The 26,244-nt window shown below is 72.1% G+C and carries 24 protein-coding genes and 1 pseudogene; 6 read left to right on the plus strand and 19 right to left on the minus strand.

Translation table 11 applies throughout. The annotated features are described in order from the left end of the window. Window positions 1–28 precede the first annotated feature (28 nt). From D3272_RS08830 to D3272_RS08855, 6 genes are all read right to left on the minus strand, one after another. Entirely contained in the window at window positions 29–1,561 is a 1,533-nt protein-coding gene (locus tag D3272_RS08830; protein WP_129218787.1) for a sugar ABC transporter ATP-binding protein, read from the minus strand. Window positions 1,562–1,669: 108 nt separating this feature from the next. Beyond that, window positions 1,670–2,401, minus strand: a complete 732-nt coding sequence (locus D3272_RS08835; protein ID WP_129218788.1) for an amino acid ABC transporter ATP-binding protein — start codon at window positions 2,399–2,401, stop codon at window positions 1,670–1,672. Continuing rightward, complete coding sequence (locus tag D3272_RS08840) at window positions 2,382–3,041, minus strand: amino acid ABC transporter permease (protein WP_129218789.1); 660 nt, start codon at window positions 3,039–3,041, stop codon at window positions 2,382–2,384. Before D3272_RS08840 ends, D3272_RS08835 begins: the two co-directional genes overlap by 20 nt. Then, entirely contained in the window at window positions 3,038–3,742 is a 705-nt protein-coding gene (locus D3272_RS08845; RefSeq protein ID WP_129218790.1) for an amino acid ABC transporter permease, read from the minus strand. The genes D3272_RS08840 and D3272_RS08845 overlap by 4 nt, the downstream gene beginning before the upstream one ends. A gap of 25 nt (window positions 3,743–3,767) precedes the next feature. After that, complete coding sequence (locus D3272_RS08850; protein ID WP_245496465.1) at window positions 3,768–4,538, minus strand: transporter substrate-binding domain-containing protein; 771 nt, start codon at window positions 4,536–4,538, stop codon at window positions 3,768–3,770. 165 nt (window positions 4,539–4,703) lie between these two features. Next, on the minus strand, window positions 4,704–5,465 hold the full coding sequence (locus tag D3272_RS08855; protein ID WP_129218792.1) for an SDR family oxidoreductase: 762 nt from the start codon (window positions 5,463–5,465) through the stop codon (window positions 4,704–4,706). Window positions 5,466–5,667: 202 nt separating this feature from the next. On the opposite strand from D3272_RS08855, the gene D3272_RS08860 reads away from it, so the two are divergent. After that, complete coding sequence (locus D3272_RS08860) at window positions 5,668–6,696, plus strand: L-idonate 5-dehydrogenase (RefSeq protein WP_129218793.1); 1,029 nt, start codon at window positions 5,668–5,670, stop codon at window positions 6,694–6,696. A gap of 37 nt (window positions 6,697–6,733) precedes the next feature. Here D3272_RS08860 and D3272_RS08865 read toward each other — a convergent pair whose 3' ends face one another. The 6 genes from D3272_RS08865 to rplM all read right to left on the minus strand — a co-directional run bounded on the left by D3272_RS08865 (window position 6,734) and on the right by rplM (window position 12,562). Further along, the gene (locus tag D3272_RS08865; RefSeq protein ID WP_129218794.1) at window positions 6,734–8,425 is read right to left on the minus strand and encodes a hypothetical protein; all 1,692 of its coding nucleotides are present in this window, start codon (window positions 8,423–8,425) and stop codon (window positions 6,734–6,736) included. Window positions 8,426–8,536: 111 nt separating this feature from the next. Then, window positions 8,537–8,911 carry a hypothetical protein gene (locus D3272_RS08870; protein WP_129218795.1) on the minus strand — a complete coding sequence of 125 codons (375 nt, stop codon included), beginning with the start codon at window positions 8,909–8,911 and terminating at the stop codon, window positions 8,537–8,539. A gap of 106 nt (window positions 8,912–9,017) precedes the next feature. After that, complete coding sequence (locus D3272_RS08875; protein ID WP_129218796.1) at window positions 9,018–10,448, minus strand: cytochrome P450; 1,431 nt, start codon at window positions 10,446–10,448, stop codon at window positions 9,018–9,020. Between the two features lie 151 nt (window positions 10,449–10,599). After that, the gene (gene argC, locus D3272_RS08880; RefSeq protein WP_129218797.1) at window positions 10,600–11,508 is read right to left on the minus strand and encodes an N-acetyl-gamma-glutamyl-phosphate reductase; all 909 of its coding nucleotides are present in this window, start codon (window positions 11,506–11,508) and stop codon (window positions 10,600–10,602) included. 104 nt (window positions 11,509–11,612) lie between these two features. Further along, window positions 11,613–12,092, minus strand: coding sequence for a 30S ribosomal protein S9 (gene rpsI / locus D3272_RS08885; protein WP_129218798.1), 480 nt, complete (start codon window positions 12,090–12,092; stop codon window positions 11,613–11,615). After that, window positions 12,092–12,562 (minus strand): 50S ribosomal protein L13, encoded by a 471-nt coding sequence (gene rplM, locus D3272_RS08890; RefSeq protein WP_129218799.1) that lies wholly within the window; start codon window positions 12,560–12,562, stop codon window positions 12,092–12,094. Before rplM ends, rpsI begins: the two co-directional genes overlap by 1 nt. A 176-nt stretch (window positions 12,563–12,738) precedes the next feature. Between rplM and D3272_RS08895 the strand changes: the two are divergent. The 3 genes and pseudogenes from D3272_RS08895 to D3272_RS08905 all read left to right on the plus strand — a co-directional run. Next, window positions 12,739–13,173, plus strand: a pseudogene (locus D3272_RS08895) (CoA-binding protein); the annotation flags it as partial. Window positions 13,174–13,272: 99 nt separating this feature from the next. Beyond that, the gene (locus tag D3272_RS08900; protein ID WP_245496454.1) at window positions 13,273–14,712 is read left to right on the plus strand and encodes an MFS transporter; all 1,440 of its coding nucleotides are present in this window, start codon (window positions 13,273–13,275) and stop codon (window positions 14,710–14,712) included. Window positions 14,713–14,837: 125 nt separating this feature from the next. Next, on the plus strand, window positions 14,838–16,145 hold the full coding sequence (locus D3272_RS08905; RefSeq protein ID WP_129218802.1) for an O-acetylhomoserine aminocarboxypropyltransferase: 1,308 nt from the start codon (window positions 14,838–14,840) through the stop codon (window positions 16,143–16,145). A 41-nt stretch (window positions 16,146–16,186) separates the two neighbouring features. Here the strand turns inward: D3272_RS08905 and D3272_RS08910 are convergent, their stop codons facing one another. Continuing rightward, window positions 16,187–17,311, minus strand: a complete 1,125-nt coding sequence (locus D3272_RS08910; RefSeq protein ID WP_129218803.1) for a COX15/CtaA family protein — start codon at window positions 17,309–17,311, stop codon at window positions 16,187–16,189. A 135-nt stretch (window positions 17,312–17,446) separates the two neighbouring features. On the opposite strand from D3272_RS08910, the gene D3272_RS08915 reads away from it, so the two are divergent. Beyond that, window positions 17,447–17,668: a DUF2842 domain-containing protein gene (locus D3272_RS08915; RefSeq protein ID WP_129218804.1), complete on the plus strand. Its 222-nt coding sequence runs from the start codon at window positions 17,447–17,449 to the stop codon at window positions 17,666–17,668. 3 nt (window positions 17,669–17,671) lie between these two features. Here the strand turns inward: D3272_RS08915 and D3272_RS08920 are convergent, their stop codons facing one another. Beyond that, entirely contained in the window at window positions 17,672–18,724 is a 1,053-nt protein-coding gene (locus tag D3272_RS08920; RefSeq protein WP_129218805.1) for a polysaccharide deacetylase family protein, read from the minus strand. Window positions 18,725–18,844: 120 nt separating this feature from the next. On the opposite strand from D3272_RS08920, the gene D3272_RS08925 reads away from it, so the two are divergent. Continuing rightward, window positions 18,845–20,104 (plus strand): GNAT family N-acetyltransferase, encoded by a 1,260-nt coding sequence (locus D3272_RS08925; RefSeq protein ID WP_129218806.1) that lies wholly within the window; start codon window positions 18,845–18,847, stop codon window positions 20,102–20,104. Here D3272_RS08925 and D3272_RS08930 read toward each other — a convergent pair. The 5 genes from D3272_RS08930 to lpxD form a co-directional block, all read right to left on the minus strand. Next, a complete protein-coding gene (locus D3272_RS08930) occupies window positions 20,063–22,219 on the minus strand; it encodes a GumC family protein (RefSeq protein WP_165361284.1) in 2,157 nt (718 codons plus the stop codon). The two genes, D3272_RS08925 and D3272_RS08930, sit on opposite strands and share 42 nt — an antisense overlap. Window positions 22,220–22,348: 129 nt before the next feature. Next, a complete protein-coding gene (lpxB, locus tag D3272_RS08935) occupies window positions 22,349–23,518 on the minus strand; it encodes a lipid-A-disaccharide synthase (RefSeq protein WP_129218808.1) in 1,170 nt (389 codons plus the stop codon). Beyond that, window positions 23,515–24,348 carry an acyl-ACP--UDP-N-acetylglucosamine O-acyltransferase gene (gene lpxA, locus D3272_RS08940; RefSeq protein WP_245496455.1) on the minus strand — a complete coding sequence of 278 codons (834 nt, stop codon included), beginning with the start codon at window positions 24,346–24,348 and terminating at the stop codon, window positions 23,515–23,517. Before lpxA ends, lpxB begins: the two co-directional genes overlap by 4 nt. Before the next feature lie 27 nt (window positions 24,349–24,375). Continuing rightward, the gene (fabZ, locus tag D3272_RS08945) at window positions 24,376–24,837 is read right to left on the minus strand and encodes a 3-hydroxyacyl-ACP dehydratase FabZ (RefSeq protein ID WP_129218809.1); all 462 of its coding nucleotides are present in this window, start codon (window positions 24,835–24,837) and stop codon (window positions 24,376–24,378) included. A gap of 182 nt (window positions 24,838–25,019) precedes the next feature. After that, a complete protein-coding gene (lpxD, locus tag D3272_RS08950) occupies window positions 25,020–26,069 on the minus strand; it encodes a UDP-3-O-(3-hydroxymyristoyl)glucosamine N-acyltransferase (protein ID WP_129218810.1) in 1,050 nt (349 codons plus the stop codon). Between the last annotated feature and the right edge of the window lie 175 nt (window positions 26,070–26,244).

The following is a 26,244-nucleotide window of genomic DNA, read 5'->3' on the forward strand; positions in this document are numbered from 1 at the left end:
GGTCCTCGCGCGGATGTCGGGGGGAGCGTCAGGCTGCGGCGGGGTGGGTGGCGCGGTCGACGGCGGCCTCGGACGCGGAGGCGGCCGTGATGACGCCCGCCGTCGACAGGGCTGCGCCGGTGAGTTCCGCGATGATGCGGCCCCGATTGAACACGAGGGCCCGGTGGCAGATGTGGGCCACCTCCTCGAAGTCGGTCGACACCACCACGACGGCGAGGCCGGCCTCGAGCGCCAGCGCGATGAGCCGGTAGATGTCGGCCTTGGCGCCGATGTCGACGCCGGCCGTCGGGTCCTCGGCGACGAGCAGGCGACGGCCGGTGGCGAGCCAGCGCCCGACCACGACCTTCTGCTGGTTGCCGCCCGACAGGCCCTCGATGGCGAGGGCCGGATCGTTGGGGCGCAGGCCCACGCGGGCGCCGAGCGCCGAAGCCAGGGCGGCCTCGCGGGCGGGGGACAGAGGCGAGAACAGGCCGCGGCCGGCGGCGCCGGGGTTGAGGAAACAGTTCTCGCGGATGGACAGCGCCGGGCAGATGGATTCTTCCGCCCGGTCCCGCGCCATGAGGCCGGTGCCGGCCCGCATGGCGGCGATGGGCGAGGACAGGTCGGGCACGGCCCCGTCGAGCAGCACCCTGCCCCGGTGCGCCACGGCGCCGAACAGCGCCCGCCCCACCTCCTCCTGCCCGGCGCCGCGCAGGCCCACGAGGCCGAGCAACTCGCCCTGGCGCACGTCGAACGACACCGGGCCGGCGTTCGGCGTCACGAGGTCGGTCACGGAGGCCCGCACCGGGCCGGGCTTCAGCTCCGCCTTGCGGAAGAGTTCGAGGTCGGAGCGGCCGACGATGAGGCTGACGAGGTCCGCCGGGGTCGTGTCGGCCACCGCCATCTCGCCGACCTTGAGGCCGTCGCGCATCACGGCGACGCGGTCGGCGATGCGGAAGATCTCGTCGAGGCGATGCGACACGTAGATCATGCCGACGCCGCGCGCCTTCAGCCGCCGCACCGCCGCGAAGAGCCGCTCCACCTCGTCGGCCGGCAGGCTCGCGGTCGGCTCGTCGAGCACGAGGTAGTCGCAGTCGACCATGAGGGCGCGGGCGATGGCGACGAGGGACTTCTCGGTGCGGCTGAGGCTCGCCACCCGCGTGTCGGGGTCGAAGCTGCAGCCCACCAGCGCCAGCGCGTCGCGCGCGCTCTCGACCGTGCCGCGCCAGTCGATGCCGAACCGGCGCCTGCGGCCGCGGACGCCGAAGCCGCCGGCCAGGCCGATGTTCTCCGCCACCGTCATCCATTCGACGAGGCCGAGGTCCTGGTGGATGAAGGCCACCGGGGACCGGCCGCCGCCGCGCACCTGGTGGCGGTAGGGCGTGCCGTCGATCAGCACCTGGCCGCGGTCGGGGCGGAACAGGCCCCCCAGCACCTTGATGAGCGTGGACTTGCCGGCGCCGTTCTCGCCCAGCAGCGCCACCACCTCGCCGCGGCGGACGTCGAGGCTGACGCCCCGCAGCGCCCGCGTGGCGCCGAAGGTCTTGGCGATGTCGTCGAACCGGAGCAGGCCGTCGGCCATCGCATTCCCCCCCTGGCTTGCGCGACGGCTTCAACCGTTCTCGCCCTCGATGTTATCGATAACAGGGCGGCGATTGTCAACGGCGGGCGCCGGAGCCGCCGCGCCCGTCTACTTGATGTCGGAGCGGATGAACTGCGCCATCTCGGGGGTGCGGGGCGCGTCGAAGAGGTCGCGCGAGGGGCCGCTCTCGTGGATGCGGCCCCGGTGCATGAAGACCGTGGTTGAGGCGACGCGGCGGGCGAAGCCCATCTCGTGGGTGACCAGCAGCATGGTCATGCCGTCGCGCGCCAGGCGCTCCATCACGGCCAAGACCTCGCCGGTGAGTTCGGGGTCGAGCGCCGACGTCACCTCGTCGAAGAGCATGACCTTGGGCCTCATGGCGAGCGAGCGCGCGATGGCGACGCGCTGCTGCTGGCCGCCCGACAGCTGGTCCGGATAGGCGCCGAACTTGTCGGACAGCCCGACCAGCGCCAGCACCTCCTCGGCCACGGTGCGGGCCTCGCCGCGGCCCATCTTCTTCACGATCCGGGGCGCCAGGGTGATGTTGTCGGCGACCGACAGGTGCGGGAACAGGTTGTAGCTCTGGAACACGATGCCGACATCGGTGCGGAGCCTGCGGAGCTTCGCCTTGTCGGCCGTGACGGCGTGGCCCGCGATGGTGATGGCGCCCTTCTGGATCGATTCGAGCCCGTTCATGCAGCGCAGCAGCGTCGACTTGCCCGAACCGGAGCGGCCGATCAGCGCCGTCACCTCGCCGCGCTCGACGCTCATCGTGATGCCCTTGAGCACCTCCACCACGCCGAAACTCTTGTGCACGCCATCAACGACGACTTCCGGCATGGAGCCTCCCTTCCAGCCAGCGCGACAGTTGCGAGAGCGGGTAGCAGATGACGAAGTAGAGGGCCGCCACCACCAGGAAGACCCGGAACGGCTGGAACGTGGCATTGTTGACGAGCTGCCCGGCGCGGGCGAGCTCGACGAAGCCGATCAGCGACGCGATCGAGGTGTTCTTGACCACCTGCACGGCGAAGCCGACCGTCGGTGGCAGGGCGATGCGCAACGCCTGGGGCAGGATGACGTGGCGATATTGCTGGAGCCGCGTCATGGCGAGCGACTCCGAGCCCTCCCACTGCGGCTTCGGCACGGATTGGATGCAGCCGCGCCAGATCTCGGCGAGGTAGCCCGAGCCGTAGACCGCCATGGAGATGCCGGCCGCCACGATGGGCAGCAGCTGGAAGCCCATGAGGGCGAGCCCGTAGAAGCTGAGGAACAGGATCATCAGCACCGGGATGCCCTGGATCAGCTGGATGTAGGTCCCGGCCGCGAGCCGCAGCCAGCCGATCCGCGACACCCGCGCCAGGGCCACGCCGAAGCCGACAATGCCCCCGCCGCCCAGCGCCAGCGCCGTGAGGATCACGGTCCACTGCATGGACTGGACCAGGAACCAGAACTGCGGCCAGCCGAAGGTGTGGAAGATCACGCCGAGGCCTCCACCACCGGCACCAGAGCCCGCCGGGCAGCGCGGCGTCCGAAGAGCCACAGGCCGAGCAGCGCCAGCATGCCGCGCAGGCCGAGCGCGAGCGCGAGGTAGAGGGCTGTGGCGGCGAGGTAGACCTCGAAGGAGCGGTAGCTCTGCGATTGGACGAAGGCCGCCGCCGCCGTCAGCTCCCCGGTCGAAATGGCCGAGCAGATCGAGGAGGCCAGCATCATCAGCACGAATTGCGAACAGAGGGCCGGATACACCTTCTGGATCGCCGGCAGCAGCACGACGTGGCGATAGACCTGGACCTGGGTGAGGCCCAGCGCCTCGCCGGCCTCGATCTGGCTCCTGTGCACGGCCTCGATGCCGGAGCGGACGATCTCGGTCGAATAGGCGGCGAGGTTGACCGTCATGCCGATCAGCGCCGCCGTCACCGCCCCCACCCGCAGGCCCGCGGCCGGAAGCCCGAAGTAGATGAGGAAGAGCTGCACCAGGAAGGGCGTGTTGCGGATCAGCTCCACATAGGTGTCGACGGCGATGCGGGTGCCGCGCCCCGCCATGCTGCGCAGCGAGGCGAGCACGATGCCGAACGCCGTGCCGGCCACGATGGAGACGGCCGAGATCTCCACCGTCAGCCACAAGCCGGCCAGCAACTGGTCCCGGTACTGGTTCAGCACCCCGAACTGGAACGCGTAGGTCATGGGGCGACGGCGACCGGCGGCCGGGTCAGAAGGTCGGCAGGTTCGGCGGCAGCGGCGAGCCGGTCCACTTCACCGAGATCCTGTCGAGCTCGCCCGAGACCTTCATGACGTAGATGGCGGTGTTGAGGTATTGGTGCAGCTCGAAGTCGCCGAGCAGCGTCGCCATGCTGTTGCCCTGGCTGAAGAAGGTGAAGTCCTGCTTCATGGCGCCGGGCATCTGCTTGATGACGCCCTGGGCGACGGTGGACGGGACGATGGCGCAATCGACCTGGCCGGACAGCACAGCCTGGACGGAGGTGGAATCGTCCTCGTAGACCACGATCTCGACGCCCGGTATGGCGGCACGCCGCAGCGCCGCCTCCTGCGAGGAGCCGCGGTTCACCGCCACGTGCTTGCCCTTGAGGTCGTCGGCCTTGGCGAAGGTCTTGTCCGGGGTCGTCACTACGACGAGGTCGAAGGCGCTGTAGGGCGTGGTGAACATGACGGTCTTGGCACGCTCGCCGGTCGGGGCCAGCGTGGCGATGAGGAAGTCCACCTGCCCGGTCTGCAGCGCCGGGATGCGGGCCGGCGGCGTCAGCGGCACGAGCTTCACCGGGAGGGCGAGGTAGCGGCCGAGGACGTTGGCGACGTCGACGTCGTAGCCGCTGGGGTTGCCGTTCTCGTCGATCATGCCGTTCGGCGGCGCGCCCGTCAGCACGCCGATCCGCACCGCGCCCCGGCCCTGGATCTCGGCCAGCGTGACGGCTCCGGCGGGGCTCGCCGGCAGCACCGCCGCGCAGGCGAGGGCGGCCGCCATGACGACGCCGCGAAAGCTCTGGAACATCGGGTCCCTCCCAGGACGGTCGTTGGCCGGCCCTCGTCGGGGCCGTTGCAGCCGGGCCTTGCCGGCCCGATCGCCGGGAGTGTCGAGGCGCGTGCCGGGCTTGTCAACGCGTGCGGTGGCGCGCCGCCCGTCGCCGGCTCACAGGCTCGCCGTGATGCCGCCGTCGACGTAGAGGATGTGGCCGTTGACGAAGCTCGACGCGTCCGAGGCGAGGAAGACGGCCGCGCCGGCCAGCTCCTCGACCTCTCCCCAGCGGCCCATCGGCGTGCGGTTGGCGAGCCAGGCCGAGAAGGTCGCATCGTCGACCAGGGCCTGGTTGAGTTCGGTGCGGAAATAGCCGGGGCCGATGCCGTTGCACTGCAGCCCGTGGCGCCCCCAATCGGTCGCCATGCCCTTGGTCAGCATCTTCACCGCCCCCTTGGTGGCCGTGTAGGGCGCGATGCCGGGGCGGGCGAGTTCGCTCTGGACCGAGCCCACGTTGATGATCTTGCCGCGCCCGCGGCCGATCATGTGGCGGGCCACCGCCTGGCCGACGAAGAAGACGCTGTCGAGGTTGGTGGCGAGGAGCCGCCGCCACGCCTCGTGCGGGAAGTCCTGCAGCGGCGCGCGGTGCTGCACGCCGGCATTGTTGACCAGGATGGCCAGCGGGCCGATCGCGCTCTCGATCCGGTCGACGCCGGCCGCGACCGCGGCCGGGTCCGTGACGTCGAAGGGGACGGCGTGGACGCGATGCCCCTCCGCCGCGAGGGCAGCGCGGCTCGCCTCGAGCCGATCGGCATCGCGTGCGTTCAGCACCACCTCGGCCCCCGCCTGCGCCAGCGCGCGCGCCAGGGCGAGGCCGATGCCCTTGCTCGATCCCGTCACCAGGGCGAGCCGGCCCGTCAAGTCGAAAAGCGTCACGCCATCCTCCCGTTTTGCCGCCGACGGTCATCGATCCGGCCGGCGAGGTCAACCCGCCCCGCCCGGCTTGACACGCGGCGACGCCCCGCCGACGTTATCGATAACAAGATGACAGGCGGGGCGATCGCGGACCCGGCGCGTCCACGGCCGGTCCGTGCGCGGCCGCCCGACGGCGTCGTCCCGCGATCCCGGAGGAAACCCCATGCGCGCCATCGTGATCCATGCCGCCAAGGACCTCCGGGTCGAGGAGCGGGATGCCGCGCCCGTCGCGGCGGGCGAGGTCGCGGTCCGGATCGAGGCCGGCGGCATCTGCGGTTCGGACCTGCATTATTACAACCACGGCGGCTTCGGAGCCATCCGGCTTCGCGAGCCCATGATCCTCGGGCACGAGATCGCCGGCGTCGTGGCGGAGCTCGGCGCGGGCGTCTCGGGCCTCGCGGTCGGCGACCGGGTCGCCGTCAACCCGAGCCGGCCCTGCCGCCACTGCCGGTTCTGCCTGCGCGGCCTGCCCAACCAATGCCTCAACATGCGCTTCTACGGCAGCGCCATGCCGATGCCCCACATCCAGGGCGGCTTCCGCGAGCACCTCGTCTGCGACGCCGTGCAATGCGTGCCGGCCCGCCGGGCCTCGACGTCCGAACTGGCGCTGGCCGAGCCCCTCGCGGTGGCGCTCCACGCGGTGTCGCGCGCCGGCCCGCTGCCCGGACGGCGCGTGCTGGTGACGGGCTGCGGGCCCATCGGCGCCCTGGTGGTGGTGGCGGCACGTCACGCGGGGGCGGCCGAGATCCTGGTGACGGACGTGGTCGACGAGCCGCTCGGCATCGCGCTGCGCCTCGGCGCCGACCGGGCCGTCAACATCGCGACCGACCCCCAGGCCCTCGCCACCGAGGCGGCCGAGAAGGGACGCTTCGGCGTCATGGTGGAATGTTCGGGCAACGAACGGGCGCTCCGGGCCGGCCTCGACATCGTCGAGCCGCGCGGCACCGTCGTGCAGCTCGGGCTCGGCGGCGACGTGAGCCTGCCTCAGAACCTCGTGGTGGCGAAGGAGCTGGCGATCGTGGGCTCCTTCCGCTTCCACGACGAGTTCGCCCAGGCCGTGGCCCTGATCGACAGCGGCCGCGTCGACCTGTCCGCCATGCTGACGGCGCGGTTCGACGCCGCCGACGCCGTCGCCGCCTTCGACCTCGCCTCGGACCGCCGCCGCAGCATGAAGGTGCAGATCGGCTTCTGACGGGCCCGGCCGACCCGAACGCGCGGCGGGCCGCCCCTCAGGCCGGGCCGGACGCGGGCGCGGGCGCACCCGGCCCGCGCGTCAACGCCACGCCGGCGGGCAGCGTCGGCCCCCAGCGGTCCAGCGCGGCTTCGATCGCGCCGATGCGGTCCGGGGCCGTGGCGTAGAAGGTGACGACCTCGCCCCAGGCGGACTCGCGCTGGGCGGCGAGCCGCAACGTCGCGACGCGGGTCCAGGAGGCCGGGACATCGGGAAACCAGGCGTCGTAGACCATGGCGAGCCCGACCCCATGGCGGTCGGCGAGGGTCTTCATCCAAACTCCCGATCGCCCCTCCAGGCGGGCGACCCGCGCCTCCTCGGAGCCGAGGCCCCAAAGGTCGAGCACGGGATAGGGATCGTCGAGCGAGACGAGGCCGATGTCGTTCACCGCCACCGGCCGACGATAGAAGTCGGCGACGAGCCGACGCATCTGAAACTGCTGCTCGTAGATGTTGCGCGCCGCGACGTCGCTGCGCAGCGACCGGTGCACGAGGAGCTGGGCGGGACAGGTCAGGGCGAGCATCAGCACCGGGACGGCCAGAGCCGGGGACCAGCGGTGCCACGCGCCGCGGTCCCGGGGCCTGCGCCGCCCGGTCGCGCAGCCGATCAGCAGCACGCCGGCGTCCAGCGCCATGATATAGATGGTATAGCGGGAGAAACCGTCGACGCGCCCCAGCGTGAGGTGGACCGCGCCGACCGCGACCCCAACGAGGCCGAGCACGGCGGCGGCCCGGTCGTCCGAATCGGCGGAGCCCCATTTCAGGCTCGCCATGGCGGCGACCGCCAGGGTGAGGCAGACCAGGAAAGGCCCTTCCCCGAAGCGCATGTTCGACGCCACCATCTCGTGGAGGTGCAGGACCGCCGCGACGAGCGCCGGCTGGCCGGCGTGGGCCGGCCCGGACGACTTGATCAGCACGGAGCTCGGCAGCAGGGGGAGCCCGAGCGCGTGGAGCATGAGCGAGAAGGCCCCGAGCGCCGCGGCACCGGCCAGGAACAGGCCCAGGGCCGCCCCCAGGCGGCGACGCAGCGCCAGCACCGCGACCGCGGCGAGCCACAGGCTCGCATCCTCGTAGCGGACCAGCGGCAGCACCGCGGCACAGGCGAGCCAGGCGGCCGTGACCGGCCCGCCGCGCAGGAAGCGCCAGGCCCCGACCAGCCAGGCCAGGGTCAGGGCCACCTGAAGCCCGTGTTCCATCCCGGTCATGGCGAGGCCGGCGAGGTTCAGCGCGAGCATGACGCAGGCCGCCAGCGCCGCGACCAGCACGGTCGGCGCCGCCCGCAGGCCCGGCACCGCGTCGACGGCGAGGAGCCCGATCAGGCCGCCGCTCGCCATGGCGGCCAGCGCGTTGACCAGCAGCGCCGCCCAGGACCCGAGGCCCACCTCCATCAGGCCGGCGAGCAGGAACGGGTAGATGATCGACGAGGACGGCGAGGCCGCGACGCCGGGCTGGAGCCCGTAATGCCCCTCGCCGATCTGCCGCGCCAGGGTCAGGTGGATGTAGGGATCGTCGAGCGTGTAGAGGAAGTGACCGTCGAGGCGGCTCACCACGAGCAGGACCTGCGCCAGGACCAGCGCTGCCGCCGTCGCGGCTCCCGCCGCCACGACCCGCGACCGCGGCGAGACGCCGGCGACGGGCCCGGTCCGCCGGGATGGGAGGGCCGCCTCCAACGTCGCTTCCGCTGCGTCCACGGTCTCCACTCCTCGCCCAGGTCCCGGTGCGGCCGGGGGCCATGGTGCGACACGAGGATGAAGGAAACCTTGGCCGGAAAGCCGGCTTGGGGAGGTCGGGCTCGCCCTCGGTCAGGGCACGACGTCGACCTCCACGGTCCAATGCGCCGTGCCGCGCAGCACGCGCCTGGCCATGGATTCCGCGGTGCGCGAGATGACGAACCGGTCGTGGCCGACGAACCCGGGCCGCGACACGTAGCGGATGCGCGATTCGGTGGGGGTCGAGGCCGTGCCGTCGCCCGCCTGGTCGACGACGATCATGCTGGAGGCGCCGATGCCGTCGTTGACCGGCACGGTCATGTCGCAGGGACGCCCGCTCCTCACCGTCCACCGGGTCGTCATGTCGACGCTCGGCACGGTGCTGAACGCCGCGAAGGAGCAGTCGGCGGCCAGCGCGGGCGCGCCCTGCGAGCCGAGCAGCAGGGCGATGACACCCGATCGAACCATGCCGCAGGCCCTCGCCGCTCACCCCAGGATGGCGAAACCTAGCATGACAGAGCGCGATCTTCTACCGCACGTCGCCCGCGGGCCGCAGGTGGGCCGGCCCCAGACCCTACCGCTGCCGGAGGATCATCGGCATGCCGCCGCGCGAGCGGAGCGCGACGCGCTGCACCGGCATGACCTCGTGACCCGGCGCCACGGTGAGCCGGACGTGGCGCATGGCGGTGGCCAGGATGATGACGGCCTCCTGGATGGCGAAGGAAGCCGCGATGCAGATGCGCGGGCCCGCACCGAAGGGCAGGTAGGCGAACCGGTCCACCGAGCCGCGCCGCTCCGGCAGGAACCGCTCCGGCACGAAATGGTCGGGCGCATCCCACAGCAGCTTGTGGCGGTGCAGCACGTAGGGCGACACCACCACCATGGTGCGGGCCTTGATGCGGATGCCGCCGAGAATGTCGGGGCCGAGGGCCTCGCGCGTGATGGAGGCGGCGGGCGGGTAGAGCCGCATCGCCTCGTCCAGCGCCGCCCGCGTGTGGACGAAGGCGTCGACCTGGGTGGGATCGATACGGCCGTCCGGCATCAGGGCGTCCACCTCGCCTTCGACGGCGGCGCGGGCTTCCGGGTGTTCGGACAGGAGATAGAGCGCCCATGTCAGGGCGTTCGACGTCGTCTCGTGGCCGGCGATCAGGAAGGTGATGATGTTGGCCTTTACGTCGTCGTCCGACAGGCCGAGCCCCGTCTCGGGGTCGCGCGCCTCGAGCAGCAGGGTGAGGAGGTCGCGCGGCGCCGCGGCGGCGTCGCCCGCCAGCAGGGCGCGCCGCTTGGCCAGCATGGCCGTCACCTCGTCCTCGAAGAAGCGGATGAGCGGCTTGGTCTGGGCGGACGCCAGGCGCGGCACCCAGGCGGGCAGGTCGAGGATGTCGAGCGGGTCGATCTTGCCGACGGCCTCGAGGTAGCGCGACACCGTGCGGGCGAAATGGTCCTCGGGCCCGTTCATGGCTTCGGAGAAGACCGTGCGGCCGAGGACGCGCAGGGTGACGCGGGCCATCTCGGCGGCGACATCGATGCGCCGCCCGTCCCGCAGGCGGGACCAGCGCTCGCCCATCTCGTCCGCCACCGCCACCATGGCGCGTTTGAAGCCCTCGACGTGGCGCGGCGAGAACAGGGGCGCCAGAGCCCGCCGCTGCGCCTTCCACTCGGCCCCCTCGGCCAGCAGCAGGCCGGTGCCGAGGCCGCCGCCCAGCATGCGCCGCTGCAGCCCGCCCTTGTCGTAGTTGGCGCTGTTCTCGACCAGGACGTGGCGGATCACGGCGGGGTCGCTGACCACGGCAACGCGGCCCAGCACGCTCTTGCCGTGCACGATCGGCTGTTCGAAATGCCAGCGGGTCCAGGTCGCGACGGGGTTGTCGCGCAGGCCCTTCAGCAGGCCGAGGGTGCCGGGGGGCGTGTCGAGCGGGATCGGGGCCGGCGCGCGGGCGCCCCGGACCGCGATGTCGGCGGGGAGGCGGCGCGGCGCCGGGGCGGGATCGAGGACGAGGCTCATGGACACTCCGCGCGGATAGGCACGGGGCTTGAGATGGGCAGCGGCGGCACGGCCGGCAACCGGGACACGATGACATGGGTAGGATGACGGGTGCACGCTGACCGGTGCACGCTGAGCTGGGCGGGCCGGCGCCGCGCGCCGCCCTGCCCCGTCAGCCGAGGTCGAGCATCAGGTCGAGGTTCTGCACCGCCGCGCCCGACGCGCCCTTGCCGAGGTTGTCGAGCGTCGCCACCAGCACGGCCTGGCGCCGCGGCTCGCTGCCGAACACCTGGAGGTGCATGGCATTGCTGTCGTTGTGGACCCGGGGATCCACCTTGCCCTGTCCCGGCATCACCCGCACGTGCGCGCCATCGGCGTAATGGGCGGCAAGCGCGGCTTCGACGTCGGCCAGCTTGGGCCGGGCCGGCAGGACGTCGAGGTGCAGCGGCACGCTCACCGCCATGCCCTGCCGGAAGTTGCCGACCGAGGGGACGAAGATCGGCCGCACGGCGAGGCCGGCATAACGCTGGATCTCGGGCAGATGCTTGTGCTCGAGCTCGAGCCCATAGAGCTGGAAGGCCGGGGCGGTCCCGGCCTCGTAGTCCTCGATCATGCTCTTGCCGCCGCCGCTATAGCCGCTGACGGCGTTGATGGTCAGCGGATGGTCGGCCGGGATCAGCCCGGCGGCGACCAGCGGATGCAGCAGCGCGATGGCGCCCGTGGCGTAGCAGCCGGGGTTGGAGACCCGCCGGGCGGCGCGGATCCGACCCGCCTGGCCGGCATCGAGCTCCGGGAAGCCGTAGGTCCAGTCCGGCGCGACCCGGTAGGCCGTCGAGGCGTCGAGGATCTTCGGGGCCTCGGCCCCGAGGGCGTCGGCGATCCGCACCGTTTCGCGCGAGGCGGCGTCGGGGAGGCACAGGATCACGAGGTCGACCTCGGCCATCAGCTCGGCCTTGGCGGCCGGGTCCTTGCGGCGATCCGGATCGATCGAGCGCAGCGCGACCCCGGCATGGCCGACCAGGCGATCGCGGATGCCGAGCCCCGTTGTGCCGGCCTCGCCGTCGATGAAGATCGTCGCCATCTCGTGCCTCGCTGGAGGGTGCCGGACGCCTGGGTCGCACAGTCCCGTGACAAAAAAAAGCGGCCCGTGGGCCGCTTTCGCATTCCGTCGCCGATGGCTGGATGTCAGCGCTTGGAGAACTGGAAGGAGCGGCGGGCCTTCTTGTGGCCGTACTTCTTGCGCTCGACCACGCGGCTGTCGCGCGTGAGGAAACCCTCGCGCTTCAGCGGGGCGCGCAGCTCCGGCTCGAAATAGGTGAGGGCCTTCGACAGGCCGTGGCGCACCGCGCCGGCCTGGCCCGACAGGCCGCCGCCCGCCACCGTAACGGTGAGGTCGTACTGGTTGGTGCGGCTGACGATGCCGAGCGGCTGCTGCACGATCATGCGCAGCACCGGCCGGGCGAAATACGCGTCGAAGGCGCGGCCGTTGACGGTGATCTTGCCCGAGCCGGGCTTGATCCAGACGCGGGCGACCGCGTCCTTGCGCTTGCCGGTGGCGTAGGCGCGGCCCTGGGCATCGAGCTTCTGGACGTGGACGGGGGCCTCCGGCTGGGTGGAGGCGTTGATATTGGCGAGGTCCTGCAGGGACGACAGCGTCTCGGCCATCAGTTGCTCCTGACGTTCTTGGAGTTCAGGGCGGCGACATCGAGCGCCACGGGGGCCTGGGCCGCATGGGGATGCTCGGCGCCCTTGTAGACGCGGAGGTTGCCGAGCTGCTTGCGGCCGAGCGGACCGCGGGGCAGCATGCGCTCGACGGCCTTCTCGACGACGCGCTCGGGGAAGCGCCCCTCGAGGATGAACTTGGCGGTGCGCTCCTTGATGCCACCCGGATAGCCGGTGTGGTGGTAGTACACCTTCTGTTCCTTCTTGCGGCCGGTGAACACCACCTTGTCGGCGTTCACCACGACGATGTTGTCGCCGTCGTCCATATGGGGCGTGAAGGTGGGCTTGTGCTTGCCGCGCAGGCGCACCGCGATGAGGGACGCGAGCCGCCCGACGACGAGGCCGGTGGCGTCGATCACGACCCACTGCTTCTCGACCTCGGCCGTCTTGGTCGAATGAGTCTTGCCAAACATGAGGTTTCAGGTTCCGTAACGGGAGAGGCGGTCCCCGCCAGGGAACCGCCGCTGGCACCGCTTCTACGGGTCGCCGGCACAGCCGTCAACGCCGGATCGGGCGAAACCGGCAGAAAAACATGAGCTTGGGTGATGTGGTATCTCGATACCAGAGCACCGGGCCGAGGGGAGCGACGATGCCGGAGCGGGAAACGACGGATGCCGTGATCGCCGCGATCCTGCGCGACACCAGGACCATCGCGCTGGTGGGCGCCTCGGCCGACCCCGCGCGGCCGTCCTTCGGGGTGATGCACTTCCTGTCGGGGCGGGGCTACCGGGTCTTCCCCGTGAACCCCGGCCTCGCCGGCGGCACGATCCAGGGACGGCGCGTCTACGGGCGCCTCGCCGACCTGCCGGAGCCGGTCGACATGGTGGACGTGTTCCGGAAGTCCGAGGCGGCCGGGGCCGTGGTCGACGACGCCCTGGCCCTGGCGCCGCCGCCCCGCACCGTGTGGATGCAGATCGGGGTGCGGGACGATGCCGCGGCGGCGCGGGCGCAGGCCGCGGGCGTCACCGTCGTGATGGACCGCTGCCCCAAGATCGAATACCGCCGGCTGCTGGGCGACGCCGGCTGAGCCCGTCCGGGCGTCGTCCCGAGACCGTTCCTTCCCGTACCGCGCCGTCGCCGATGCCGCGACGCGGCCGCATCCCACGAGATGGCTGACCGATCCATGACCGATACGCCCGCGCGATGGACCGAGACCGACGTCCCGGCCCGGCTTGACCGCCTGCCCTGGAGCCGCTGGCACTGGCTGGTGGTGGTGGCCCTCGGCATCACCTGGGTGCTGGACGGGCTCGAAGTGACGCTGGCGGGCTCGGTGGCGGGCGTCCTCAAGGACAAGGCGAGCCTCGGCCTCACCGACACCGAGGTCGGCCTGACGGCGGCGGCCTATCTCACCGGCGCCGTGCTGGGAGCGCTCGGCTTCGGCTACCTGACCGACCGGCTCGGCCGCAAGAAGCTCTTCACCGTCACGCTGCTGCTGTATCTCGCCGCGACGCTGGCCACGGCCTTCTCGTGGAACCTCGAATCCTACCTCGTCTTCCGGTTCTTCACCGGCGCCGGCATCGGGGGCGAATATTCGGCCATCAATTCCGCCATCGACGAGCTGATCCCGGCCAGGGTGCGGGGGCGGGTCGACCTCATCATCAACTCCACCTTCTGGCTCGGCGCCGCGCTCGGCGCCGCCGCCTCCATCCTGCTGCTCGACCCGGCGCGGTTCGGGGTCGACCGCGGCTGGCGCTACGCCTTCGGCATCGGCGCCGTGCTGGGCCTCGCCATCATGTTCCTGCGCCACTGGGTGCCGGAAAGCCCGCGCTGGCTGATGACGCACGGCCGCAACGAGGAGGCGGAGAAGATCGTCGGCGACATCGAGCGCGACGTGTCGGACCACCCCGAGATGTTGAAGCCCGTCACCGACAAGACGCGCATCCGCGTGCGGAGCAAGACGCCGTGGAGCGAGATCTGGCACGCCGTCGTCCACGAGCATCGCTCGCGCTCGCTGCTCGGCCTCAGCCTGATGGTGGCGCAGGCCTTCTTCTACAACGCCATCTTCTTCACCTATGCGCTGGTGCTCGGCACCTTCTACGGCGTCGCGCCCGGGCAGACGGGGCTCTACCTGTTCCCCTTCGCCATCGGCAACTTCATCGGGCCGCTGGTGATCGGCCGCCTGTTCGACACGGTGGGCCGCAAGCCCATGATCGTCATCACCTATGGGCTGGCCGGCATCCTGCTCGCCATCAGCGGCTGGATGTTCCGCGAGAACATGCTCACCGCCACCACCCAGGTCATGGCCTGGACGGCCATCTTCTTCATCGCCTCCTCGGCCGCCAGCGCCGCCTATCTCACGGTCAGCGAGATCTTCCCGCTGGAGATCCGCGGCATGGCCATCGCGGTCTTCTACGCGGCCGGAACGCTGGTCGGCGGCGTCGGCGCCCCCGCCCTTTACGGCGCCCTCATCGGCGCGGGCTCACGCGAGCCGCTGTTCTGGGGCTACGTGGCGGGCGGCGTGCTGATGGTGGCGGCGGCCGGGGTCGAGGCGCTGATCGGCGTCAAGGCGGAAGGGCAGTCGCTGGAGGCCATCACCAAGCCGCTTTCGGCGGCCGAGGGCTGACGAGCGGTCGCGGACGGATGGCCGGGGGCGACGCGCCCCCACCTTCACCGCCGCCGCGAAAAGCGCCAAGATGCCGCGAGGGAGGCGGGCGCCGACGTCCGCCGTCCAGCGGAGAGGAACCCACCATGACGCGAACCGTCGCCCACGGCGCCCTCGACCAGCACGTCCCCGGCTTCGCCACCCTGGCGGTCCACGCCGGAGCCCAGCCCGACCCGACGACGGGCGCCCGCGCCACGCCCATCTACCAGACCTCGTCCTTCGTCTTCGACGACGTCGACCACGCGGCCGCGCTTTTCGGCCTCGAGGCCTTCGGCAACATCTATTCGCGCATCACCAACCCGACCTGCGCGGTGCTGGAGGAACGGGTGGCGGCGCTCGAGGGCGGGACCGCGGCCCTGGCGGTCGCGTCCGGCCATGCCGCCCAGCAGATCGTGTTCCACGCGCTGATGCAGCCCGGCGACGAGTTCATCGCCTCGACCAAGCTCTACGGCGGGTCGATCAACCAGTTCAACCACGCCTTCAAGCGCTTCGGCTGGCAGGTGAAATGGGCCGACCCGGCCGACCCGGAAGCCTTCGCGGCGCTGGTGACGGACCGGACCCGGGCCATCTTCATCGAGGCGCTGGCCAACCCCGGCGGCATCGTCACCGATGTCGCCGCCATCGCGGCCGTGGCCAAGCGCGCCCGCGTGCCGCTGGTCGTCGACAATACGCTGGCGTCCCCCTACCTCATCCGCCCCTTCGAGCACGGCGCCGACATCGTGGTACATTCGGCGACCAAGTTCCTGTGCGGCCACGGCAACTCGATCGGCGGCGTGATCGTCGACGGCGGCACGTTCGATTGGATGGCGGACGACCGCTTCCCGGCCCTGTCGCAGCCGCGGCCCGACTACAACGGCCTGGTGCTGGGCGAAAGCTTCGGCAATTTCGCCTTCGCCGTCGCGGCGCGGGTGCTCGGCCTGCGCGATCTCGGCCCGTCGCTGTCGCCCTTTAACGCCTTCATGATCCTCACCGGCATCGAGACGCTGCCGCTGCGCATGCGGCGCCACTGCGACAATGCATTGGAAGTCGCCACCTTCCTGTCGAAACACCCGGCCGTGTCGCGCGTGAGCTACCCCGGCCTGCCGGACGACCCCTATCACGCCCTGGCGCAGCGCTACTGCCCGAAGGGCGCCGGCGCGGTCTTCACCTTCGGGCTCAAGGGCGGCTACGAGGCGGGGGTGGCGCTGGTGGGCCGACTGAAGCTGTTCTCGCATCTCGCCAACGTCGGCGACACGCGCTCGCTCGTCATCCACCCCGCCTCGACGACCCACCGCCAACTCACCGACGATCAGCGCGTGACGGCCGGGGCGGGACCCGACATGGTGCGGCTGTCGATCGGCATCGAGGATGCGGCCGACCTCGTCGCCGATCTCGACCAGGCGCTGGCGCCGTGAGCACGGCGCTGTGAGTTCGCCCCCCGACCTCGCCCGCCCGGTCAGGCCGGGACGACGCGGAGCGCCGGGCTGCCGAGGCGCCGGCGGTGCAGCACCGCCAGGCCCAGCACCACCATGGCGAAGGCCTGGTGCAGCAGCGCCGCCCAGAGCGGGACGACGAGGAGCAGCGTCGAGATGCCGATGACGGCCTGGGCCAGAACCGCCACCACGAGCAGCGTGGCCCGCCAGGCCGCGCCGGTGCGGGGCGCGTGGCTCCAGGCGTCGGCGGCGTGGAATAGCGCCAGGATCAGCACCGCATAGGCCACCGTCCGATGGTCGAACTGCACCGTGGTGACGTTCTCGAACAGGTTCGACCACAGCGGCGACTGGCGCAGCAGGTCGGCGAGCGGCGGGACGAGGTGGCCGTCCATGAGCGGCCAGGTGTTGTAGATCAGGCCCGCGTGGAGCCCCGCCACGAAGGCCCCGAGGCCGACCTGCACCAGCACCAGGGCGAGCAGCAGCGAGGCGGTCGGGCGCAGGCGCTCGACGGCGGGGTCGCGCCGCACCGCCGCCACCCGCCGCAGCCCTTCGGCGAGCCAGATCGTCCAGACCAGGGTGAGCGATGCCGTGACGAGGTGGAGCGCCAGGAAGTACTGGGACACGTCGACCCGGGCGCTGAGGCCCGACTTGACCATGAACCAGCCGATGATGCCCTGAAGGCCGCCGAGCGCCAGCAGCCCGACGAGCCGCGGCTTCAGCGCCGGCGTCAGCCGGCCCGTGACCCAGAAGAAGACGAGCGGCACCGCCACCAGCGCCCCGATGACGCGGCCGAGCAGGCGATGCGCCCATTCCCAATAATAGATGGCCTTGAACCCCGCGAGGTTCATGTCGGGGTTCATCAGCGCATATTGCGGGATGAGCTTGTAGCGGTCGAACTCGGCCTGCCAGGCGGCCTCGTCCAGGGGCGGCAGCACGCCCATCACGGGCTTCCACTCGGTGATCGACAGGCCGGACTGGGTCAGGCGCGTGGCGCCGCCCACCACCACCATGGCGAAGATGCAGCCCGCCACCAGCCAGAGCCAGGCGCGCACCGGGCCGAGGGCCGCGGCGCGGCGGCCCGGACGCACCGTGGGAGCGGCCTGGAGGCGGCGCTGGGCCGGGGCGAGGCGAGCTTGGGGGATCGACATGGGACGGCTTACACCTGATGATGCCACGCGCCGGATCTAAGCCTCCGGCCCGCCCCCATCCAGGCGCACCCTGTCGCATGGGACGGCGGTGGGCCGAGTGATAGCCATCCCGGCCGGGGACACAAGGGGAACGCCATGCGCCGACGGTCGCGCAAGTTCATCGGCGCCGGGGCCATGCTGCTCTTCGTCATGGTCTACGCGGTCTGCGCCATGGTGGCGGCCGAAGCCAACGCCATCCGCACCGCGCCGGGGCCCGTCCAGGCCATGGTCTATGCCGTGCTGGGCCTGGCCTGGGTGCTGCCGCTCCTGCCCCTCATCGCCTGGATGGAAAAGCCCGACCCCGAGGTCGAGGGCTGAGCTTCAAGCCACGTTGAGCCGGCGCCCGCGGTTCCACAGGGCGAAGGCGGTGCCCGACAGCAGCACTTCAAGGTGGCGCAGGTCCTGCCAGAAACCGTTGACCGAGACGCGCGGTAGCGCCGTGAGATGCCCGGCGTGCTCGCCGTGCAGCAGGCCCGGGCGCGTCGTCACGCCGCTCGCATAGCCGAAGGCCGCGGCGGCGGCGAACTCCCGACGCCCCGCCGAACCGGGATCGCCCACCGGATAGGCGAGATGCACGACGGGGCGCCCCAGCCGCTCCTCCAGGATGGTCTTGGCGGCGCCGAGTTCGGTCCGCATCTCTGCAACGTCGAGGTGGGCCAGGCGCGGGTGGCTCAGCGTGTGGGCGCCCACCGTGGCGAGCGGGTGGCGCGCCAGGGCGGCGATCTCGTCCCAGTCCATGCAGAGTTCGGCGACGAGGGCCGGCCCGTCGACGCCGTGGCGGTCGGCGAGGTCGGCCACGGCGGCGAGCAGCCGGTCCTCTGGCCCCGCCCGCAGCGGCCAGTAGACGGCCTTCCAGGCGGCCGCCTTCTCGGCCGCGCTGCGCGCCGGCAGCGACAACGCGGCCTCGCCGATCGAGAGCTCGACCCGCTCGGCCCGGCGGATCGCCTCTTCGAGCTCGACCCACCAGAGCCGCGCCCGCCGCTCGGCGAAGCCGGTGGTGACGTAGATGGTGAAGGGGGCGGCGTGACGCTCCAGGACCGGCAGGGCGTGGACGAGGTTGTCGCGATAGCCGTCGTCGAAGGTCAGCACGGCGAAGGGCGGGGCGCCGGGCACCCCGCCGGCCCGCAGTTCCGCCACGGCGGCGTCGAGCGGCAGCAGCCGGTAGCCAAGCGCCTTGATGCGCGTCAGGGCGGCGTCGAGGAAGCCGGGCGTGATCTCCAGCATGCCGTTCGGCGCGAAGGCGCTGGGGCTGGCCGGGCGGACGTGGTGGAACATGAGCAGGGCGCCGAGCCCGCGCAGGCGGGGTGCCGCGACGCGGTGCAGCCCGGTGGCGCCGAGGGCGGCGAACCCCGCCCCGATGATCCTGTCGCGCATCGCTGTCCCCCGGGCGGGCCGTTTACCCCGCTTCAGGATAGCGCCGAGGCTTTGCGGATTTATTGCTACACTGCGCTGCGGTCGGCCCGGCGGACGGGAGACGATGGAGTGCCCGGTCCCATGTCAGAGGTCGCGATGGAGGCGGGCCGCTCGGAAGCCGGCGACCGTGGCGCCGGCCTGCGGGACGGGCGCGCGACGCCCGCCGGTCCCTTCGCGTCGGTGACGGTCCACCGCGACCCGCGTGCCGCCCTGGCGGACTGGCAGGACCTCGCCGGCCGGGTCCCCACGACGCCCTACCAGAGGCCCGACTGGATCCTGCCCTGGATCGACTGCGTCGGCCGGGCGGCCGGCGTCGTCCCGCTGATCGTCGTGGCGCATGACGCCGACGGTCGCGCCCAGGCGGTGCTGCCGCTGGGCCTGCAGCGGCAGGGCTGGCTCCGGGTCGCCTCCTTCCTGGGCGCCAAGGACAGCAACTTTAACATGGGGCTGTTCGCGCCCGGGACCGACCTGTCGCGCGCCGCCCTGACGGCGCTGCTGCGCCGCGCCGCGGCCGCGAGCGGCACGACGATCGACCTCTGCCTTTTCCGCAACCAGCCCCATGCCTGGGACGGCGTCGCCAACCCGTTCCTCGCCTTCCCGCACCAGCCGAGCCCGAGCTTCGCCTACCGGGCCACGCTGCAGCCCGACGGCGAAGCCTTCTTCAAGGCGCAGCTGTCGCGCGAGACGCGCAAGAAGCTGCGCCAGAAGACCACCCGCCTGGCGGCGATCGGCCCCGTGGCGGTTTTCGAGGCGCGCGGCGCCGCCGAGATCGCGGAGGTCCTGGACGCCTTCACGGTGCAGCGGACGGCCCGCAACGACCTGGCGGGCATCGACTGCGGCGACATCCCGGGCCTGCGCGCCTTCCTCGCCGCCACGGCGGGCGGCGCCGGCCCCGTGGCCCTCCATGCCCTGCGCTGCGGAGACCGCATCCTGGCGACGCTGGCCGGGGTCCGTCACGGCGCGCGCTTCTCGGGCATGCTGACCTCGTTCACCGCCGATGCCGAGTTCGCCCGCAACAGCCCGGGCGAGCTGCTGCTCGCCGAAACCATGCGGCACTATTGCGCCGAGGGTTTCACGATGTTCGACCTCGGGATCGGCGAGGCGCGCTACAAGGCCACCTACTGTCCGGAAGCGGAGCCGCTCTTCGACAGCCTCGTCCCGCTCACGCTGCGGGGCTGGGCCGCGGCCCGCGCCGAGCGCCTGCGCCTGCAGGCCAAGCGCGCCATCAAGCAGTCGCGCTGGGCCTGGCCGCTGGCACTGCGGCTGCGGCGCGCCCTGTCGTCGGCACGCCGCGGCGCGTCAGGCCGCCCGGCGGACGGCGCTGCGAGGCGCGAGGACTGACGCCGGCACGAGGTGGACGGCGGCGGGCCCGTCCGCCCGCGCCAGCATGTCCCGCGCCGCCGCGATCTCGGCCGAGGCGCTGTCCCCCGCATGCACGATCACCACGGCATCGGCTTCCGGCGCGAGGCGGAGCGTGACCGGGTCGGTCGGTGCCGGGGCGTGCAGCACGAGGTAGTCGTAGGTTTCGCCCAGGGCGTCCAGCACGAGGCCGATCGTGTCGAGGGCCGACCCGTCGATCGGGTCCTGCCCCACCGGCACCACGTGAAGGCGGGACTGGCTGTCGCGGTGGATGACCTCGGCGAAGCTCGCATGGCCGGCCAGCAGCTCGCCGAGACCCATCGGCTCCCCGTCGCCGGGGCCGTAGCTGTCGAGCGCGAGGTGGCGCGGCTCCACGGCCGGCGAGGCCCGGTTGAGGTCGACCAGGATGGTGCGCCCCTCGCCCGACAGGCGGCGGGCGAGGCCGATCACGGCGGCGGGCGCCGCGGCGCGGGGCGAGGGCGGAAGGACGAGGGCGCGGGCGGCGTGGTTCTGGACGCGGCAGTCCCGCAGGGCGTCGAGCGTGGCGAGCAGGCTCGCCTCGCCCTCGGCCGCCAGCGCCGCCTCGCTCATGGCCCGGGCCGGCGCCGGCATCGGCGTCGCCACCGGGAGCGGAAGGGCGTCGGGCGCAGCCACCGCCGCCGCCTCGGCATCGGACGCCGCGAAGGCGCGGCCCGACAGCAGTTCCTGCGCCACCAGGATGCCCAGGGCCAGCACCAGACCCGCGATGGTGGCGATGGCGATGGTCGGCACCTTCTTGGGGAAGGACGGCAGCTGCGGCGCCATTGCCCGCGAGATCACCCGCACGTCCGCCGGGGTCGAGGCGGCATTCTCGCGGGCCACGGCCTCCTGGTACTTCTGGGTGTTGAACTCGAGCTGGTCCTTGAGCAGGCGCGCCTGGGTTTCCAGCGTGTTGAGGTGCACCTGGTCGACGCCGGCCGTGCCCACGGTCTTCTTCTGGACGTCGAGCGCCGCCAGCAGGTTGTCGACCCGGGCCGCCGCGATGTGGCCGTCGTTCTCGAGCGTGCGCGCCATCTTGTCGCCGGCGAGGCGCAGCTGGGCATCGACGTCGGCGAGCTGGGCGTTCAACTCCTGCATGTGGGGGTGGCCGGGCAGCAGCGTGCGGCTCTGCAGGGCGATCTCGGCCTTGAGCGTCGAGCGCTGCTCGGAGATGCGGCGGATGAACTCGTTGTTGGCGACGTCGGGGATCTCGCCGACGCGGTTCTGGGCGATCATCGCCTTGATGATCTTGGCCTTGGCCTGGGCGTCGGCCTGGGAGGTGCGGGCCTGGGCCAGCTGGGTGTTGAGGTCGCCGAGCTGCTGGTTGGTGATGGTCGCGTTGTTGGCGCCCTGCAGCAGGCCGGACTGCGTGCGGTAGGCGTCGGCCTTGCCCTCGGCCTCGGCCACCCGGGTCCGCAGGTCCGTCACCAGCGAGGCCAGCGACGACGCGGCCTGGCGGGCGCTGTCCCGCTTGGCGGCGGACTGGGCCTCGATGACGAGCTCGGCGATGGTGTTGGCGGCCCGCGCGGCGAGGTCGGGATCGGCCGCGCTGAACTCGATGGCGATGACCCGGGACTTCGGCACCGAATACACGGTCAGCCGGTCGAAGTAGTTGGCGAGGATGCGGTCCTCGGGCGAGACGGTCGTGGGATCGCGCGCCAGGCCGAGCAGGATCGTCAGGCGCGACACGACGTCGAGCCCCCGCGCCAGGGGATCGAACTCGACGTTGCCCTTGAGGTCGAGGCGGCGGACGGCCGCGCGGGCGATGTCGCGCGACTGCACCAGCTGGATCTGGCTCTGCACGGTCTCGTCGTCGGGCAGGGTCGCGGAGAGCGGGTCGGTGCGGTCCGGGCGGGTGAAGTAGTTCTCGCCGTTCTCGACCAGGACCTTCGCCTCGGCGGTGTAGCGGGGCGGCACCGTCGAGACGAAGAGCACGGCCCCGACGAAGCAGACCAGGGCCGGCACGATCAACCACCAGCGCCGGCGCGATATCGCCCGCCCGAGACCGACGAGGTCGAGTTCGCGGCCCACGGCAGCCCGTCCCGTCCGGTCGTAGTCCAGTTCGCTCCGCATCGACATCGCCGATCCCCGATCACACGCAGGGTGCCGGCGATCCCGGCGTCCAGGCGGACCGGATCGGGATGCTGTACCCATGCCGCCACTCAACGGCATCAGGGTTCACAGAGACTTAAAAGCGGGCGAAAACCCTTAAGCCGAGGTTCCGGCAGCGTCCAGCACCAGGGCGGCCGCTTCCCGGCTCGGCGTGGAGCCGGAGGCGATGCGCATCAGGGCGTCGAGGCGGCCGAAGGCGTCGAGCTGGGCGGCCCTGGCCGGCGAATCGCCCAGCAGGGGCACGAGGCTCGCCGCCAGCGCGTCCGGCCGGCAGGCGCCCTGCAGGAACTCCGGGACGGCATTCTCGCCGAGGATCAGGTTCGGCAGCACGATCGACGGCACCGTCACGACGAAGCGCAGCCAGGTTTCGAGCGGCGACACCCGATAGGCCACCACCATGGGCACGCCGGCGAGCGCCAGTTCGAGCGTGACGGTTCCCGAAGCCGCGAGCGCGGCCCGGGCGGACCGGAACGCCGCGAGCTTGGCGGCCTCCCCCGTCACGACCCGCGGCTGGACCGGCCAGGACGCGACGCGCGCCCGGATGTCCCCGGCGAGGTCCGCCACGGCGGGCAGCACCACGTCGAGGTCGGGAACGCGGCCGGCCACCCGTGCCACCGTCTCGCCGAACACCTGGGTGAGGCGCCGGATTTCGGACCGGCGCGAGCCGGGCAGCACCAGCAGCGTGGCACGCTCGCGCGCCGGCAGGTCGGCGGGGGCCGGCCGCAGCTCGTGCAGGCGTTCGATCAGGGGATGGCCCACGTAGCTGCAGGGCGGGCCGCCGAGCCGGCGATGGGCCTCGGGTTCGAAGGGCAGCAGCGCCAGCAGGCGGTCGACATAGGCCCGCATGGCCGGGGCGCGACCGGGGCGCCACGCCCACACGGTCGGGCTGACGTAGTCGACGATGGGGACGCCGGGCGCCAGCGCCCGGACCCGACGGGCGACGCGGTGGGTGAAATCCGGGCTGTCGACGATGACCAGCACGTCCGGCCGCGCCGCGACGGCGGCCGCCGCCGTCTCGCGGATGCGCCTCAGCAGGTGCGGCAGGCGGGCGATGACCGGCACGAACCCCATGACGGCGATGTCGGACAGCGGGAACAGCGGGACGAGCCCTTCCCGCGCCATCTCGTCCCCGCCGACGCCCGAGACCGCGAGGCCCGGGACGCGTTCGCGCAGGGCCCGGATGAGGCCGGCGCCGAGATGGTCGCCGGAATGCTCGCCCGCCACGATGAAGACGCGCAGCGACCGCGGCGCGCCTGCCCCCGTCATGGCAGGTCGCGGCCGTCGCGCGGCACGCAGATGGCGCGCTCGCCGCCCTCGCGCAGGAAGGACAGGATCTCCTCGGCCTGGGGATGGCTGCCGAACTCGGCCGCGACGGCCTCGGTCCGCTCCCGCAGCGTGCCGGCGGCCGAGAACAGCAGCTTGTAGGCGCGCCGCAGGTCGTGGATGGTCTCGCGCGGGAAGCCGCGACGCTTGAGCCCCACGACGTTGAGGCCGGCGAGATGGGCGCGGTTGCCGAGCGCGATCCCGTAGGGGATCACGTCGTGCTCGACGCCGGCGAGCCCGCCGATGAAACTGTGGCGGCCGAGCCGCACGAACTGGTGCACGGCGGCGCCGCCGCCCAGGATGGCGTGGTCGCCCACCGTGCAATGGCCGGCCAGCATCACGTTGTTGGAGAAGATGACGTCGCTGCCGACGCGGCAGTCGTGGGCCACATGCGCCTGCGCCAGAAACACGCTGCGGTCGCCCACGCTGGTGAGCAGACCGCCCGACGCCGTGCCGGGGTTCATGGTGACGCCTTCGCGGATGACGCAGTCGCGCCCGACCCGCAGTTCGGAGACTTCGCCCCGGAACTTGAGGTCCTGTGGCTCGTGGCCCAGCGACGCGAAGGGGAAGATGCGCGTCCCCTCGCCGACCGTGGTGTGGCCGGCGATCGCCACATGCGAGACGAGGCGCACCCCCGCGCCCAGGACCACGTCGGGCCCCACGGCGCAGAAGGGGCCGATCTGCACGCCGCGCCCCAGCTGCGCCGCATGGGCCACGACGGCGGAAGGATGGATCTGCGGACCGTCGCGGTCCCGCATGTCCGGGTCAGACATGGTTTCCTCCCGGCGGGACGGCGCCGCTCAATCCATCACCAGCATGGCGCTGACCTCGGCCTCGCAGACCAGTTGCCCGTCGACCTTGGCCTCGCCCTTGTACCACCACATGTTGCGGCGCTGGTTGAGCTTGTGCAGGTGGAACTCCACCCGATCCCCGGGGACGACCGGCTTCCTGAACTTGGCCTTGTCGATGGTCATGAAATAGACGAGCCGCGGCTTGGCGAGCTTCTGGGCATGGACGCAGAGCGCGCCCGCCGTCTGGGCCATGCCCTCGATGAGCAGCACGCCCGGCATCACGGGACGGCCCGGGAAGTGACCTTGGAACTGAGGCTCGTTGAAGGTGACGTTCTTGATGCCGATGCACGACACGTCGTCCTGCATCGCCACGATCCGGTCGACCAGCAGGAACGGATAGCGGTGCGGCAGATATTCGAGGAGTTTCAGGATATCGATCGAGTCGAGCTCCGTCCGCGCCGCTTCGTCCATCCCTCGTCCCCGGTCCAGGCCTCTCGGCCGCACCAGGGCGGCCTCACCCGGGCATGTCGCATGTCTCCGGCCCGCCGCCAAGCCTCGTATCGGGGCGCGACGGGCCGGACGCACGCCGGAACGCCCTGCGATGCCGCAGCGTCATGTCCGGCCGGGCCGGGCCGGCGTCGACGCGCTGACGGTCAGTCCGCCGCGCTCGGGACGCGCTTGGCGAGGCGCTTCAGCGTCGCGTGGAGCCGGAACTGCTCGCGGGCGGACTGGGCCGGGATGCCGAACCAGCGTTCACCGGCCGGGATGTCGTTCATCACGCCCGATTTGGCGCCGATCTGGGCGCCGGTGCCGATGGTGAGATGGCCCGCCAAGCCCGCCTGCCCGGCGGTGACGACGTAGTCGCCGAGCACGGTGGAGCCCGAGATGCCCGTCTGCGAGACGATCACGCAGTGTCGGCCGATGGACACGTTGTGGCCGATCTGCACGAGGTTGTCGATCTTGGTCCCCTCGCCCACCACGGTGTCGCGGTTCGAGCCGCGGTCGATGGCGGTGTTGGCGCCGACCTCGACGTCGTCCTGCAGCACGACGCGCCCGATCTGCGGCACCTTGAGGTGGCCGCCCGGTCCCATGGCGAAGCCGAACCCGTCCTGGCCGATGCGCACGCCCGAATGCAGGATCACACGGTCGCCCACCAGGGCGTGCACGACCGTCGCATTGGCGCCGACCGAACAATTGCGGCCGATCCGCACGTCGGGACCGATCACGGCATGGGGACCCACGACGGTCCCGGCCCCGATCTCGGCCCGCGGCCCGATGACGGCGCCGGGATCGACCGTCACGCCGGGCTCCAGCCGCGCCTCGGGGTGGACGGTCGAAGACGGCGACACCCCGACGGTGCCGAAGAGCGAACCCGGCCGCATGGCGTCGGGATAGAGCCGGGCGGCCACGATCGCGACGGCGCGATAGGGCTCCTTGGCGACGAGCCCGACGGTGCCGGGCGGCACGGCCCCGGCGTAGCGCGCCGGGACGATGCAGGCGGCCGCGCGCGTGCCGGCCAGGGCCGGGGCGTAGCGGGGATTGTCCAGGAAGGTGAGGTCGCCAGGTCCGGCGAGGTCGAGCGGCGCGACCCGGCCGAAGCGCAGAGCGAGGTCGGCCCCCTCGGGCGCGATGACGCCGGTCCAGCCGACGACATCGGCGAGCGACGGCTCGAGCGCGGGACGGAAGAACACTGGAGAGCTCATCAAACCCCGCCGATCGGTCGCAGGGCGGTCCGGCAGACCGCCCGCCCCTGCGGGCCGGCGGCTTCCGGCGCGGCGCGCCGGCGCGGCTGCCGGCCGCGAGGGGCGAGGCTTGCCACTCCCGCCACGGCGGCGCAACCCCGTGCGCTGCCCCCCGAAACGCGAACTGCGGGCCCGA

The organism is Lichenibacterium ramalinae, assembly GCF_004137085.1.
GTDB lineage: Bacteria > Pseudomonadota > Alphaproteobacteria > Rhizobiales > Beijerinckiaceae > Lichenihabitans > Lichenihabitans ramalinae.

What these genes read in the sequence shown, in the direction of transcription:
- D3272_RS08830 (WP_129218787.1), bottom strand. Translation starts at nt 1,561, where the DNA reads ATGGCCGACGGCCTGCTCCGGTTCGACGACATCGCCAAGACCTTCGGC.
- D3272_RS08835 (WP_129218788.1), bottom strand. Translation starts at nt 2,401, where the DNA reads ATGCCGGAAGTCGTCGTTGATGGCGTGCACAAGAGTTTCGGCGTGGTG.
- D3272_RS08845 (WP_129218790.1), bottom strand. Translation starts at nt 3,742, where the DNA reads ATGACCTACGCGTTCCAGTTCGGGGTGCTGAACCAGTACCGGGACCAG.
- D3272_RS08850 (WP_245496465.1), bottom strand. Translation starts at nt 4,538, where the DNA reads ATGGCGGCCGCCCTCGCCTGCGCGGCGGTGCTGCCGGCGAGCCCCGCC.
- D3272_RS08860 (WP_129218793.1), top strand. Translation starts at nt 5,668, where the DNA reads ATGCGCGCCATCGTGATCCATGCCGCCAAGGACCTCCGGGTCGAGGAG.
- D3272_RS08870 (WP_129218795.1), bottom strand. Translation starts at nt 8,911, where the DNA reads ATGGTTCGATCGGGTGTCATCGCCCTGCTGCTCGGCTCGCAGGGCGCG.
- D3272_RS08875 (WP_129218796.1), bottom strand. Translation starts at nt 10,448, where the DNA reads ATGAGCCTCGTCCTCGATCCCGCCCCGGCGCCGCGCCGCCTCCCCGCC.
- argC (WP_129218797.1), bottom strand. Translation starts at nt 11,508, where the DNA reads ATGGCGACGATCTTCATCGACGGCGAGGCCGGCACAACGGGGCTCGGC.
- rpsI (WP_129218798.1), bottom strand. Translation starts at nt 12,092, where the DNA reads ATGGCCGAGACGCTGTCGTCCCTGCAGGACCTCGCCAATATCAACGCC.
- rplM (WP_129218799.1), bottom strand. Translation starts at nt 12,562, where the DNA reads ATGTTTGGCAAGACTCATTCGACCAAGACGGCCGAGGTCGAGAAGCAG.
- D3272_RS08900 (WP_245496454.1), top strand. Translation starts at nt 13,273, where the DNA reads ATGACCGATACGCCCGCGCGATGGACCGAGACCGACGTCCCGGCCCGG.
- D3272_RS08905 (WP_129218802.1), top strand. Translation starts at nt 14,838, where the DNA reads ATGACGCGAACCGTCGCCCACGGCGCCCTCGACCAGCACGTCCCCGGC.
- D3272_RS08910 (WP_129218803.1), bottom strand. Translation starts at nt 17,311, where the DNA reads ATGTCGATCCCCCAAGCTCGCCTCGCCCCGGCCCAGCGCCGCCTCCAG.
- D3272_RS08915 (WP_129218804.1), top strand. Translation starts at nt 17,447, where the DNA reads ATGCGCCGACGGTCGCGCAAGTTCATCGGCGCCGGGGCCATGCTGCTC.
- D3272_RS08920 (WP_129218805.1), bottom strand. Translation starts at nt 18,724, where the DNA reads ATGCGCGACAGGATCATCGGGGCGGGGTTCGCCGCCCTCGGCGCCACC.
- D3272_RS08925 (WP_129218806.1), top strand. Translation starts at nt 18,845, where the DNA reads ATGTCAGAGGTCGCGATGGAGGCGGGCCGCTCGGAAGCCGGCGACCGT.
- D3272_RS08930 (WP_165361284.1), bottom strand. Translation starts at nt 22,219, where the DNA reads ATGTCGATGCGGAGCGAACTGGACTACGACCGGACGGGACGGGCTGCC.
- lpxB (WP_129218808.1), bottom strand. Translation starts at nt 23,518, where the DNA reads ATGACGGGGGCAGGCGCGCCGCGGTCGCTGCGCGTCTTCATCGTGGCG.
- lpxA (WP_245496455.1), bottom strand. Translation starts at nt 24,348, where the DNA reads ATGTCTGACCCGGACATGCGGGACCGCGACGGTCCGCAGATCCATCCT.
- fabZ (WP_129218809.1), bottom strand. Translation starts at nt 24,837, where the DNA reads ATGGACGAAGCGGCGCGGACGGAGCTCGACTCGATCGATATCCTGAAA.
- lpxD (WP_129218810.1), bottom strand. Translation starts at nt 26,069, where the DNA reads ATGAGCTCTCCAGTGTTCTTCCGTCCCGCGCTCGAGCCGTCGCTCGCC.